The sequence below is a fragment of the Micromonospora luteifusca genome (genome assembly GCF_016907275.1).
Classification (GTDB): Bacteria; Actinomycetota; Actinomycetes; order Mycobacteriales; family Micromonosporaceae; genus Micromonospora; species Micromonospora luteifusca.
Window position 1 is genome coordinate 2236520 of sequence record NZ_JAFBBP010000001.1, and the last position, 12949, is coordinate 2249468.

Consider the following 12949-nt stretch of genomic DNA (forward strand, 5'->3'; position numbering starts at 1 on the left):
CCTAGTCAGCGACGGGGAGCCACGCGGTGTAGGAAACGACGTCCGGACCGATCCGGCACCCGGTCAGGTGCCCGCCGACGTCGCCCAGACCGCGCAACCAGGCGACCTCGGAGTCATGGTCGCCGCCGGCCGGGAACTCCCGAGCCTGACCGGCGAACCGCCGGTCCAGCAGCGCCAACCGGGCCGTCCGGGCTTCGGTGTACCGCGCGATGAGCGCGGGTCCGTCGTCGGCCCGCAGCTCGGCGGCCAGCCCGTCCAGAAACGCACGGACCTCGTCCAGCTCGTGCAGCACGCGGTCGCGGTTGCCGAGCAGCATGTTCGCGGTCCGCTCCGCTGGTGTGCCGGCGACCCGCGTGCCGTCGGAGAAGCTGCCCGCGGCCAGCGCCAGCACCGCGTCGCGCAGCGGCGCCCGCTGTGTCGCTCCGGCCAACGCGCCGGCCAGCAGGTGCGGCACGTGCGAGGCGAGCGCGGCCGCCGAGTCGTGCGCCGGCGCGGACATCGGCACGACCCGCGCACCGAACAACTCCACCAGCAGCCCGGTCAGCCAGCGGAAGGCGTCCGTCGCGGCGCCCCCCGCCGGGCAGAGCACCCAGGCGGCGCCGGCCAGCAGGGTCGGCGAGGCGGCAGTCAGGCCGGCCGACTCCGCGCCGGCCATCGGATGCCCCGGGACGAACCGGTCGATCAGCCCGAGCCGGTCGGCCGTCTCGGCCACCTCGACCTTGGTGCTGCCGACATCGGTGAGCACGCAGCCGGGCGCGGTCAGCTCGGCCACCCGGGCCAGGGTCTCCGGGAGGGTGGGCAGCGGGCCGCAGAGGAAGACCAGGTCCCGATCGGCCACGGTCTGCTCGATCGTGGCCGGGGCGACCACCCCCCGGCCCTGGGCTCGATCACGAGTCGCCGGGTCCGGATCCCATCCCGCCACGTCCAGGCCCGCATCGGCCAGCCGCAGCAGAACGGATCCACCGATCAGGCCGGTGCCGATCACGGCCACCCGCACCCGCGTACCGGGCCTGTCCACCATCCGCGCGCCTCGACCTTCCTGCTGGGTGCGGGACCGACGCGGCCCCGACCAGGTCCGCGGCCGAGGATATCGCCCGGGCCGAGCCGCCCCCGGGTCAGTCCTCGGCGGCCATCGCCTCGTCGCGGCACGCGACGAACGGGATCACCGGGTTGCGGTTGCTGTACTGCCAGGGCCAGGCGGTCACCTGATCGCCGATCACCTCGAACCGGCCGGCGGCGGATCGTAGGTCACCGACCTTCGAGCGAGGTGCTGGAGAAGCAGAGCCGGGACACGCTGCTGAAGGTCTTCCGCCGGATCACCGACTGACGCCGCCCGGGCGGTCGGCTCGCAGGGGCCGACCGCCCGGACCGCGATCGATCAGGCGTCAGCGAGGCGGCCGGCGACCGCTGCGACGTGCTCGTCGGTCTCGGTCAGCGCAACCCGGACGTACTGGCCGGCGCTGGGGCCGTAGAAGACGCCGGCCGCGACCAGGATGCCGCGCCGAGCCAGCCAGTCGACGGTCTGCCAGCAGTCCTCACCACGCGTCAACCAGAGGTAAAGACCCGCCTCCGAGTGCTCGACGGTGAAGCCGGCACCGGTGAACGCGGCCGTCAACACCTCGCGCCGGGCACGGTAGCGCTCCCGCTGCTCGTCGGCGTGTCGCTCGTCCTGCAGTGCCGCCACCATCGCCGCCTGCACCGGCGCCGGCACGATCATGCCGGCGTGCTTGCGGACCTTCAGCAGCTCGGCGACGAGCGCCGGGTCACCGGCGACGAACCCGGCCCGGTAGCCGGCGAGGTTGGAACGCTTGGACAGCGAGTGCAGGGCCAGCACACCGTCGTAGCTGCCACCGCTGACCTGCGGAGACAGCACCGACACCGGCTCGGCCGACCAGCCGAGTGGCAGATAGCACTCGTCGCTGGCGACCACCGCGCCGCGTTCCCGGGCCCAGTCGACCACCTTCCGCAGGTGCGCCGCGGGCAGCACCCGGCCAGTGGGGTTGCCGGGCGAGTTGACCCAGACCAGGCGGACCCGCGAGGTCGGCCCGACCGACGTGAGCGAGTCGGTGCGGACGACGGTCGCACCGGCCAGCCGGGCGCCGTCCTCGTAGGTCGGGTACGCGATCGACGGCACCACCACCACGTCGCCCGGCCCGATGCCGAGCAGGGTGGGCAGCCAGGCGACCAGCTCCTTCGAGCCGATGGTCGGCAGTACGCCGAGACCGTCGACCCCGGCACCACAAGCCCGGGACACCCACGCCGCGATCGCGGCCCGCAACGCCGGGGTACCGGCGGTCAGCGGATAACCGGGAGCGTCGGACGCGTCAGCGAGCGCCTGGCGGATCACCTCGGGCACCGGGTCGACCGGCGTACCCATGGAGAGGTTGATCAGGCCCTCCGGATGCGCCGCGGCCAGGGTGGCCGCGGCGTCCAGAGTGTCCCAGGTGAACTCGGGCAGTCGCGACGAGACCGGCGCGGACCGGGTCAGTGGCCCTCGCCGCGCGGCGCCTGCGCGGCGACGAAGGTGGCGTCCTTCTCCACCTTGCCGATCTTCGAGGCGCCACCGGGCGAGCCCAGGTCCTCGAAGAACTCGTAGTTGGCGCCGGTGTAGTCCTTCCACTGCTCCGGGACGTCGTCCTCGTAGAAGATCGCCTCCACGGGGCAGACGGGCTCGCAGGCACCACAGTCGACGCACTCGTCGGGGTGGATGTAGAGCATCCGGTTGCCCTCGTAAATGCAGTCGACCGGGCACTCCTCGATACATGCCTTGTCGAGCACATCCACGCACGGCTCGGCGATGATGTAGGTCACCGGTCTTCTCCTCCGCAAGACGCGCCGCGATCTCCCGCGACAGTAAGAGCCTAGTATCTCGCCGGGGAGGGGGTCGATCGTGCTCCGACAGCAGGATGTGGGACACCGGATCGTAGTCCGCCGGATTGTGGGGATTCGCGAAGGGCGCCCGCTCTTTTCCGATGCCCTCGGCGAGCTGGTCGAGCTGAGCGAGACTCATCTCACGCTCTCCACCGCACGCGGCCAGCTACGGGTCCCGGTGGCACAGGTCCATCGCGCCAAGCGGGTGCCGCCGACCCGCCGGCCGACCGCCGCGGCGGTCGTGGCGCTTGAGCGGGCCGCCGACGAGGCCTGGCCGGCACCGACGCGGGGCCGGCTCGGCGAGTGGCTGCTCCGCTCCGCCGACGGCTGGACCGGCCGGGCCAACTCCGCCCTGCCGATCGGCGACCCGGACCGACCGCTGCCCGCCGCCGTGGACGCGGTCGAGCGCTGGTACGCCGAGCAGGGCCAACCACCGATGATCAACACACCGCTGCCACTCGCCGCCCCGGTCGGTGCCGAGTTGGACGCCCGCGGCTGGGGCGTCCGCCCGCCGACCCTGGTGCAGACCGCTCCGCTCCCCCTGCTGACGACGGCGTCCGCCGAAGCCCCGCCCGCGCTGACCGTGTCGGCCAACCCACCGACGGCCGACGTACCGGCAGCCGGCCTACCGGACGGTGACGGGCACGTCACTGTCTCCGCCGACCAGACCAGCCCCACTGACGGCCACACCGCCACCGACCAGGCCCGCGCCGGTGACGGGCACGGCGACGCGGTCGCCGACCAGGCTGGCGCCGCTGGCAGGCACGGCGACGCGGGGAGCGACGCGGTCGTCGAGCTGGCCAGCGCGCCGAGTGAGGCGTGGCTGGCCGTCGCCGCCGGCCGCAAGGGTGGCCTACCGGACGCCGCCCGGCACGTGCTCACCGCCGTGGACCAGGTCCGTTTCGCCCACGTGTACGCCGACGGCAGCCTGGTGGCGATCGGCCGGGGCACGGTGACCGGCCAGGGGCGCTGGTTGGGCCTCAGCCTGATCGAGGTGCTGCCGGTGGCCCGCCGCCAGGGGCTGGCCCGCCGGCTGATCCACGAGTTGGCCGCTTGGGGCGTGTCCGCCGACGCGACGCATGCCTTCCTTCAGGTCGAGCAGCGCAACACTGCGGCCGTCGCGCTCTACCAGCGGCTCGGCTTCACCACCCACCACACCTATTTGACCCGGTTCGCCCCAAACTCACAACGCTGACCGGCCCCACGAACCGCCTTCCGGGCGATGATCCACTCCACTTCCCCGACATGGGGGTATCAGACGCCCAGGACACCCCCACATCGGCGATACGGAGTTGATCAAGCCCGCTCCCGACGGCCCAGCACCGCCAAAGGGGGCCAACACCGCCAGCGGCGACCAGCACCGCCAGCCGGGGCCACCGTCGCAAGTGGCGACCAACGCCGACAAGGGCGAGCACCGACAGCGGGGGCCAGCACCGACAGCGGGGTCAGCGGCGGACGACGCGGCGGGGTTTGGCGGCCTTGACCTCGGCGTACCGCTTGAGCTGCCAGGAGCGGTAGTCACGCCCGAGCGCGGTGAGCACCAGGTAGCCGATCAGCACCCCGGCACCGGAGGCGAGCACGTAGAGCCAGATCTGGGCGAAGAACGTCGGCGCACCGCCAGCGAACGGGTTGTGGCCGATCAGCAGGGGCCCGACCAGCACGGTCAGCACCATCGCCACCAGCACCACGAGGGACATGTCGGCCGCCCAGTCCGCCAGCGGTCGGCCACGCCCCCAGCGGAAGGCGACCACGGCCAGGATCAGCCCGATCACCGCGAACATCGTCAACGACACCCGGTCGGCGGTGGTGTCGTCACCCTCGAAACCGAACCGGATGATCAGCCGGGCCACCACGTTGACCGCGAACAGTGCTGCCACGAGCACTCCGACATCACGCCACCGTTTGTCCACCGCTGGACCTCCTGCCGTACGCCCCGTCGCGGGGCTCGCATCCCTGGCTGGAATATCTACCACCCCTACCTGGGTGGCGTCATCAGCCTGAGCGGGGACGGCTGCGCGAGGATCTGCCGGAAGCCCATCACCGCGAAGGTCATCGCGCCGGCCACGATCATGGCGAGGCCGACCCAGTTGTCTCCGGCCAGCAGCAGGTCGCCCTCGCTGGTCCGGACGGCAGCCACCGCCATCAGCGCGAACCACGGCACCGCGGGCAGCGCCACCGCCCACCTGCGGCCGACCACCTCGTACGCGAACCAGCTCAGCGCGATGTTGGCGCCGACGGCGAGGAGTGCCGACACGCCGATCAGTTGGCCGCCGACGCGGACCGTGGCCAGCAGCAGCTCCAGCACCCCGGTCAGCACTCCGGCGACCACCACGACGATCGCGCCGGCCAGCCGCAGGCCCAGGTCCAGCAGTCGCGGCGGTGGCCCCGCCGGGGGCGGGGCATCCTGGTCGTCCAGAACCGTCATCGACGCGGGCAGGGTCACCGGAGACCCGCCGCCGCGACCGAAGACCGGTCCGGCGCGGTCCCGACCGAAGACCGGTCCGACGCGGTCCCGACCGACGACCGGTCCGACGCCGCCCCGACCGAAGACCGGTCCGACGCCGCCTCGACCGAAGACCGGTCCGACGCCGCCCCGACCGAAGACCGGTCCGACACGGTCCGGTCCGGGGTGGTCTCCTCGGGGAGCCCGGCGAAGAGGTCGTCCTCCCAGCCGTACGGCCCGGCACCTGGGCCCTTCTCGCCGACCGCGAGGGTGAAGAACTCCACGCCCATGAACTCGCCGCCGAAGTTGCCGGCGATCGAGTAGAGCCAGGAGGTGGCCGGGATCTGGGTGGCGTGCGCCCGCATCGCGGCCTCCTTGGCCGTGTGCTGGTCGGTGCCGTCGATCCGGGCGGCGATCTGGGCGTCCGGGGTGCCGAAGGGCAGGTCGGCGATGTCCTTGATGCCGGCGAACGGGTTGTCGGAGGACTCGGCGAAGTGCGTCATGCCAGCCTCCAGCACGCTGAGCGGCATGGCCGTCCAGTAGACCTTCAGCGGGGCGCAGCCCTCGGCGGCGGCCAGCTCGACAGCGCGCATCGCCACCCGGTGTGCCTGGATGTGGTCGGGGTGGCCGTAGAAGCCGTTCGGGTCGTACGTGATCAGAACCTGCGGGCGGACCTCCCGCATGATCTCCACCAGGTGCCCGGCGGCCTCGTCGAGGTCGGCCTGCCAGAAGGCGCGGGGGTGCTCGTTGGTCGCGAGCCCCATCATCCCCGAGTCGCGGTAGCGGCCGGCGCCGCCGAGGAAGCGGTGGTCGCTGACGCCGAGCGCCGCGCACGCGGCGGCCAGCTCGGTGATCCGGTACCCGCCGAGCTGGTCGGCCTCGGCGGCGGCGAGCTGGGCCAGCGCGGGTTCGTGGATCTCGCCCTCCTCGCCGAGGGTGCAGGTCACCAGCGTGACGTGCGCGCCGTCCGCGGCGTAGTGGGCCATCGTCGAGCCGGTGCCGATCGACTCGTCGTCGGGGTGCGCGTGGACCAGCAGCAGGCGGCGGTCGGGCAGCGTCGTCACGACCGTCACTCTAACTGGCGGTTACGGCCGGCTGGCACTGACGCGTCCGCCCAGGTCGGCCACATCACCTCCCGTACCGCTCTACGATTTGGCGTGTGGACTTTCCGGAGCTGGCCGCCCGCACCCGCCGGTTCAGCCACGGCGCGCCACGCGCTGTCTCCGTGGCCGAGGACGGCGCTCGGGTGATTTTCCTGCGCTCTGCCGGCCCCGAGGATCCGGCGGACGCGCTCTGGTTGCTGGACGTGGCCACCGCCGAGGAGCGTCTGGTCGCCGATCCGGCGATCCTGCTGGGCGAGGGCGGGGATGTCAGGTCCCTCTCCCCCGGTGAACGCGCGCTGCGCGAGCGGCTACGGCTCAGCGCCGCCGGCATCGGCTCGTACGCGTTGGACGCCGCCGGTCGGGTTGCGGTGTTCGCGCTGGCCGGGCGGTTGTTCCGGGCCGATCTGGTGCACGGCGACGTGGTCGAGGTGGCCGCTGTCGGCCCGGTGCTGGACCCACGTCCGGACCCGACGGGGCAGCGGCTGGCGTACGTGACCGACGCGGCCGAGGGTGTGCGCCGGGGCGAGCTGCGGGTGATCGACGCCGACGGCACCGACAGTCTGCTGGCCGGCGAGGACGCCGGGGTGAGCTGGGGGTTGGCCGAGCACATCGCGGCTGAGGAGTTCGGCCGGTTCCGGGGCTACTGGTGGGCGCCGGATGGCCGCATGGTGCTCGCCGCCCGGGTCGACGAGTCCCGCCTGGAACGCTGGCACCTGCACGATCCGGCCGAGCCGGCCAGCCCGCCGACCGCTGTCGCGTACCCCCGGGCTGGTGGGCCGAACGCGGAGGTCAGCCTGCACCTGTTGGACCTCGACGACGGCTGGGTCGACGTGCACTGGGACCGGGAGACCTACCCGTACCTGACCGCGGTCAGCTGGGTGGAGGGCAGCCCTCTGATCACCGTGCTGCGTCGTTCTCAGCAGCACGGGCTGGTGCTGGCGGTGGACCCGCGCACGGGTGAGACGCAGGTGCACGCCGAGTTGGCCGACCCGCGATGGGTCGAGCCGATCGCCGGCACACCGGCGCACCTGCCGGACGGCCGGGTGCTGGTCGGCGGGGAGTTGGCACACGACGGGTACGACGCACGCTGCCTTTTCGCCGACGGCACGCTGCTCACCCCGCCGTCGCTGTACGTGCGGCGGGTGGTGGGTCGGTTGCCGGCCGCCAGCGGCCCGGCCGACCTGCTGGTGGAGGCGAGCGACGGCGAGCCGAGCGAGCGGCACCTGTTCCGGGTCCGCACCACCATCGGCGGTGGGGTGGACGCACGCCGGATCACCACCGACTCTGGTTGGTACACCGCCGCCGTGGGCGGTGACGTGCTGGCCGTCGGGGTCGCGTCGCTGGACCATGCCGGGGTGCGGTGGACGGTCCGTCGCGGCGATCAGGAGGTCGCCGAGCTGCGGTCCTTCGCGGCGACCCCGCCCTACTCTCCGCTGCCGCTGTTGGAGCGCGTGACCGATCGGCGGCTGCCGGCTGCGGTGCTCTACCCCGACAACCACGTGACGGGTCGGCGGCTGCCGGTGCTGCTGGACATCTACGGCGGGCCGGGGCACCAGGAGGTCGTGGCGGCGCGGGCCGCGTGGCTGGAACGGCAGTGGTGGGCCGACGCCGGGTTCGCGGTGGTCACCATCGACAACCGGGGTACGCCGGGGGTGGCCCCGTCGTTCGAGAAGGCGATCCACCGACGGGTGGCCGACGTGATCCTCGCCGACCAGATCGACGCCCTGACCGCGCTCGCAGGCAAGCACCCCGACCTGGATCTGGGTCGGGTGGGAGTGCGCGGCTGGTCGTTCGGCGGGTGGCTGGCCGGGTTGGCGGTGCTGCGTCACCCGGAGCTGTTCCGGTGTGGGATCGCGGGCGCTCCGGTGACCGACTGGGCGCTGTACGACACCGCGTACACCGAGCGTTATCTGGGGTTGCCGGAGGACGGCATGGACGTCTACGCGCACCACTCGCTCGTCGAGATGGCCGCCGAGGCGGTCACCGGGCCGGACCAGGCCCGCCCGTTGCTGTTGGTGCACGGTATGGCCGACGACAACGTCGTGGCCGCGCACACGCTGCGGCTCTCCGCGGCCCTGCTGAGCACGGGCCGCCCGCACGCCGTGCTCCCGCTGACCGGCGCCACCCACCTGGCCGCGAACGGCACCGCCGAGCGGCTGCTCCCGCTGGAGCTCGATTTCCTACGTACGCACCTGTGAGGTCGAGTCCGCCTCAGCGCGGTCGTCGCCTCAGGCACTCAACTGCTGGCTGAGGAACAGGGCGGCGCGGTCCAGCGCATGGTCCGCCTCGTCAAGTTGACCGATGAAGGACTGGAACACGTGCGGTACCCCGGCCGTGATGTCGAGGATGACGTCGACCTCGGCGTCGCGGGCGCGTTCGGCGAGCCGTACCGAATCGTCGAGCAGCAGTTCGTTGGTTCCGACCTGCAGCAGCAGCGGCGGGAAGCCGGTCAGGTCGGCCAGGACTGCCGGGGCGAGCAGTTCCTGGTTCGGATCCTGCCCGCCGAGGTACAGCTCGCCCGTGTGAGCCATGCCCTCGGTGGTGAAGAAGGGGTCGACACCGGCTTTGGTCTCCATGCTCGCGCCCGTCCGGGTGTGGTCGAGGCCGGGTGAGAACGCGACGATGGCGCCGGGCATCGGCAGTCCGGCCCTCCTCGCGGCGAGCGTGGTCGTGACGGTCAGGCCGCCACCGGCCGAGTCGCCGACGAGGGCGATGGACTCGGGGTTCACCCCGGCGTCCAGCAGCGCCCGGTACGCGGCGAGACAGTCCTCGATCGCGGCGGGGAACGGGTGTTCCGGCGCGAGCCGGTAGTCCAGTGACAGCGCGCGGAACCCGGTCCGGGTGACCAGGCTGGCGGTCAGCCCCATCGCCGTCTGCGGGGAGCCGACGGCGAATGCGCCGCCGTGGAAATACAGGATGGTGCCCGGACGTGTCTCGCCCTCCGGTTCGACGAGCACCGCGGTCCGTTCGCCGAGCGTCGTGTCGGACGTGCGCACCTTCGGGACCGGGAACATCGCCATCAGCGCCACGAAGTTGCTTCGCATCTGCTCGATCGGCAGCGGGGTGAAGCCCTGAGAGCCGCGCCGCAGCATGGCGTCGATGGTTGCGCGCTGTGCCTTGCTCATGGTGGTACTCCTTCGAAACCGTGCCGTAATCTGCATGCCGTGGAAGATAATTTACATGCCACGGCATGCAATGACCCTGCGGCGGCGGCGAATGTGACTTTCTTCAGCGATCTGGTCCGGTGTGAGACACGCCTGTACAACATGCTGAACGACCTGCAGCGCAGCCGACACGGGATCGCCGCATCCCAGTTCGAGTTCCTGCTCCATCTACGCGGACACCCGGGCGCACGCGTCGCCGACCTGGCCGAGTTCTTCGCCATCGGCGTCGGCGCGACCAGCAAAGGTATCGACCGCCTCGAGGGACGGGGGTGGGTCAGGCGCATCCCCAACCCCGCAGACCGACGCTCCTCGCTGCTGGAACTCACCGACGCCGGCCGCGCCCTCGTCGACGACGCGGAGACCACCTTCGCGGCCATCACCGAACTCATCCAGGCAGCACTCGAACCCGCACAGTTCGACGCCGCGGCGGACGCGCTGCGGACGCTGCGGACCGCTCTCGAACGCGACAAGATCGGCAACCCCGTCGGCTGACCGTCTGCGGCTTCTGGGCGCAGGCGCTCGGCTGGGACCGCCACCCACCTCGGCCGCCCATCACGCGGAACTGGTCACGCGCCTGAAGGATCTCGGCGCGGGCCCGTCACGCTGGCTCGATGGGCAGCCACAGTTCGCAGGTCGCGGTGCTGAAGTCGTCCGCGCGTTCGAGGATCGCGACCATCGAGGGACCCGGCCGCAGTCGCCACGGGTTGGAGGGGAACCACTCGCCCGCGGTCGCGGCCCAGGTCTTCTGCAGGGCCTGCGGGTGAGGTCCGGCGGTGCGGAAGACCGCCCACTGCCCGGCCGGCACCTCGATGGCGTCCAGGTCGTCCGGGACCGGCGTGTCGCGGGACACTGCGACCCCGTGCAGGTAGGTCAGTTCGCTGCCCTCGGTGGCCTCGGCGTCGAGGTCGTCGCTGACCTGTAGCAGCCCGCCGGGTTCGGTGTCGCTGAGTGCCTTGAGCCGGAGATGCTCCTGCGGTGGCAGTCCGGTGATGTGCTGCTGGATGTGCGGGTTGATGCCGTGGTGGATGAGCGGGACCCGGGCCGCGTGTCCGACGAGCCGGAACGCGGGGCGGTCGGCGATACGGGTGTCCATGGGGATGCTCCCTTCGACGGTCAGGCGGAACCTGAGCTGCGGTTGTGTGCGAAGGGGGCCTCCGTCGCGACGTACGTCACCGGGGTTGGCACCGTGGACCGCCCGGAACGCACGGCCGAACGCCTCGGTCGAGCCGTATCCGTGCCGGACGGCGATGCTCAGCAGATCGCCCTCACCCCGAACGACGTCGGCAGCGGCGACGGTCAGACGCCGTCGACGCACGTACTCGGACAGCGGCATGCCGGCCAACGACGAGAACATCCGGCGCAGGTGGTATTCCGTCGTGCCGAGCGCCCTGGCCACTCCGTTGACGTCGAACTCCTCGGTGAGGTGCTCTTCGACCAGGTCGACAAGCTGGTTGAGTGCCGCGATCACGAGGCCTCCCTTCGACGTCAAGCCTGTCCGAAGGACCCCCGCCCACGCCCGACCGTAGCGGTCCGATCCGATCAGGTGCCCGGACTCTTGAACGACGACAGGGTCCCCTCCCGACCGCGCTGTCGGGAGGGGACCCTGTCTGTCTGCGGTGTGACTTACGGCTTGACGTACGCGTTCACGAACGACGCGTAGCCGAAGACGCTGGAGATGAAGACCCCCCCGGCCTTGGATCCGTGCACGTTGTAGGCCACGTCGACGAAGAGCGGCACCACCGGCGCGTACTCCTTCATGATCCGCTCGTCGAGCTTGGCCCACTCGGGGCCCTGCTCGGCCGCGGACATCGCCTGGATGCGGTCCATCTCGGCGTTGATCGTCGGGTCGTTGAAGTAGGACTGGTTGCTGTTGCCCTCGGCCTTGATGGTGCGGCCGTCGTAGAGCACCGGCAGGATCGACGCCCCGCTGGGCCAGTCCGCCGCCCAGTTACCGATGTACAGGTCCCAGGGGTTGTCCTTCTTCTTGATCTCGTCGAGCTTCGCGTCGTCCGAGATGTTCCGCAGCGTGATCTTGAAGCCGGCCCGCTCCAGGTTGGCCTTGAGCTGGGCGCCCTGCTGCTGCTCGGTCGAGTTGTCGGCGACACCGAGGACCAGCTCCGGCGTCTTTCCGCCGAGCAGCTCCTTGGCCTTGTCGACGTTGCCGTTGGCACCCGCCGGGTACGCGTCGTACGCCTTGTAGCCGATGGTGGCCGGCGGCATCAGCGTGGTCAGCGGCGCGGCGACGGTCTGCCCGCCCATCGCCTTGATCAGACCCTCACGGTCGATGGCGTAGTTGAGCGCCTGACGGACCTTCAGATCCTTGACCCGCTGGTTGTTGATGACCAGCTGGTTGGCGCTCGGCGTCGGCGAGAGGATCGTCCGCGACTTGAGTGCGGCATCCCCGGCGACCTTGGCGACCAGCGAGGCGGGCACGGCGTTGAACGCGAGCGCGCTCTGGTCGGCACCGTTGTCGGCGATCACCCGGTTGTTGGCGGCGTCCGCGGTCGGGCCGAAGGTCCAGACGAACTGGTCCGGGTACTGGTGCCGGACCGGGTCGGTCTTCGGGTCCCAGTTGGGGTTGCGGTCCAGGGTGATCTGCACGCCGACCTGGTTCTTCGCGACCTTGTACGGGCCGGACGAGAACGGCTGCTTGTCCAGGTCGACGCCGGTGTCCTTGTCCGGCGGCAGCGGCGCGGTGGTCGGCAGCGAGACCGCGAACGGCAGGTCACAGCGGGCCTTGGCGAACTCGAAGCGCAGGGTCTTGGCGTCCGGCGTGCTCAGGCCGGGCGGCAGCGACGCCTTGTTCTTCTTGAAGTCCCACTTGGTGTCGAACTGCGGGGTGTCGGCCAGCCACTCCTGAATGTAGGTGGGGCCGCTGGTCAGGTCCGGGTCGAAGGAGCGGGCGATGCCGTAGGCGATCTCCTTGGAGGTGATCGGCCGGCCGTCCTCGAACTTCACCCCGTCCTTGACCGTGAATTCCCAGACCTTGCAGTCATTGTTGACGTTCTTACCCGGGGTCTCGGCCAGGTCGCCGACGAGGACCAGGCCGCCCTTGCCGTCGTCCTTCCAGGTGGTCAGATAGCGGGCGAAGAGCGGGTTGGTCATCAGACCGGCGAACGAGTACGTCCGCTGCGGGTCGAGGTGGGAGATCGGCGACTCCCGGATGATGGTGAAGGTGCCACCCTTCGCAGCGCCACTCACCTCGGCCGCCGGGCCCTGCGAGTCCTTGGGGTCGGTCGCGATGACCCCGGTCTGCTGCCGTTCGGTGTCCACCGTGGTGCCCTCGCCCGTGTTCTTCGAGCACGCACCCAATGCCACAACCAGAGCTATCGCGCCGCCTGCGGCAGCCACTACGCGTGGTCTCATGA

At 71.3% G+C, this 12949-nt stretch carries 12 protein-coding genes; 3 read left to right on the top strand and 9 right to left on the bottom strand.

Translation table 11 applies throughout. The features are described from left to right. Window position 1: 1 nt before the first annotated feature. The 3 genes from JOD64_RS09720 to fdxA form a co-directional block, all read right to left on the bottom strand. The gene (locus JOD64_RS09720) at window positions 2–1021 is read right to left on the bottom strand and encodes a prephenate dehydrogenase (protein ID WP_204941937.1); all 1020 of its coding nucleotides are present in this window, start codon (window positions 1019–1021) and stop codon (window positions 2–4) included. Between the two features lie 357 nt (window positions 1022–1378). Beyond that, window positions 1379–2488: a succinyldiaminopimelate transaminase gene (dapC, locus tag JOD64_RS09725; protein WP_275581701.1), complete on the bottom strand. Its 1110-nt coding sequence runs from the start codon at window positions 2486–2488 to the stop codon at window positions 1379–1381. Continuing rightward, complete coding sequence (gene fdxA / locus JOD64_RS09730; protein ID WP_204941938.1) at window positions 2485–2811, bottom strand: ferredoxin; 327 nt, start codon at window positions 2809–2811, stop codon at window positions 2485–2487. Before fdxA ends, dapC begins: the two co-directional genes overlap by 4 nt. A 79-nt stretch (window positions 2812–2890) precedes the next feature. On the opposite strand from fdxA, the gene JOD64_RS09735 reads away from it, so the two are divergent. Further along, on the top strand, window positions 2891–4066 hold the full coding sequence (locus JOD64_RS09735; RefSeq protein WP_307813313.1) for a GNAT family N-acetyltransferase: 1176 nt from the start codon (window positions 2891–2893) through the stop codon (window positions 4064–4066). 250 nt (window positions 4067–4316) lie between these two features. Here the strand turns inward: JOD64_RS09735 and JOD64_RS09740 are convergent, their stop codons facing one another. From JOD64_RS09740 to mshB, 3 genes are all read right to left on the bottom strand, one after another. Then, the gene (locus JOD64_RS09740; RefSeq protein ID WP_204941940.1) at window positions 4317–4781 is read right to left on the bottom strand and encodes a hypothetical protein; all 465 of its coding nucleotides are present in this window, start codon (window positions 4779–4781) and stop codon (window positions 4317–4319) included. Window positions 4782–4846: 65 nt separating this feature from the next. Next, window positions 4847–5296 carry a hypothetical protein gene (locus tag JOD64_RS09745; protein ID WP_239559470.1) on the bottom strand — a complete coding sequence of 150 codons (450 nt, stop codon included), beginning with the start codon at window positions 5294–5296 and terminating at the stop codon, window positions 4847–4849. Window positions 5297–5310: 14 nt separating this feature from the next. Beyond that, window positions 5311–6387, bottom strand: coding sequence for an N-acetyl-1-D-myo-inositol-2-amino-2-deoxy-alpha-D-glucopyranoside deacetylase (gene mshB / locus JOD64_RS09750; RefSeq protein WP_204941941.1), 1077 nt, complete (start codon window positions 6385–6387; stop codon window positions 5311–5313). Between the two features lie 86 nt (window positions 6388–6473). Between mshB and JOD64_RS09755 the strand changes: the two genes are divergently transcribed. Then, window positions 6474–8615 carry a S9 family peptidase gene (locus JOD64_RS09755; protein ID WP_204941942.1) on the top strand — a complete coding sequence of 714 codons (2142 nt, stop codon included), beginning with the start codon at window positions 6474–6476 and terminating at the stop codon, window positions 8613–8615. A 30-nt stretch (window positions 8616–8645) separates the two neighbouring features. On the opposite strand, the gene JOD64_RS09760 is transcribed toward JOD64_RS09755, so the two are convergent. Beyond that, entirely contained in the window at window positions 8646–9542 is an 897-nt protein-coding gene (locus tag JOD64_RS09760) for an alpha/beta hydrolase (RefSeq protein ID WP_204941943.1), read from the bottom strand. A 141-nt stretch (window positions 9543–9683) separates the two neighbouring features. Here JOD64_RS09760 and JOD64_RS09765 point away from each other — a divergent pair, with 141 nt between their 5' ends. Beyond that, entirely contained in the window at window positions 9684–10073 is a 390-nt protein-coding gene (locus JOD64_RS09765) for a MarR family winged helix-turn-helix transcriptional regulator (protein WP_204941944.1), read from the top strand. Between the two features lie 106 nt (window positions 10074–10179). Here the strand turns inward: JOD64_RS09765 and JOD64_RS09770 are convergent, their stop codons facing one another. Further along, complete coding sequence (locus JOD64_RS09770; RefSeq protein ID WP_204941945.1) at window positions 10180–11049, bottom strand: AraC family transcriptional regulator; 870 nt, start codon at window positions 11047–11049, stop codon at window positions 10180–10182. Between the two features lie 155 nt (window positions 11050–11204). Next, complete coding sequence (locus tag JOD64_RS09775) at window positions 11205–12947, bottom strand: ABC transporter substrate-binding protein (protein ID WP_204941946.1); 1743 nt, start codon at window positions 12945–12947, stop codon at window positions 11205–11207. Window positions 12948–12949: the final 2 nt, after the last annotated feature.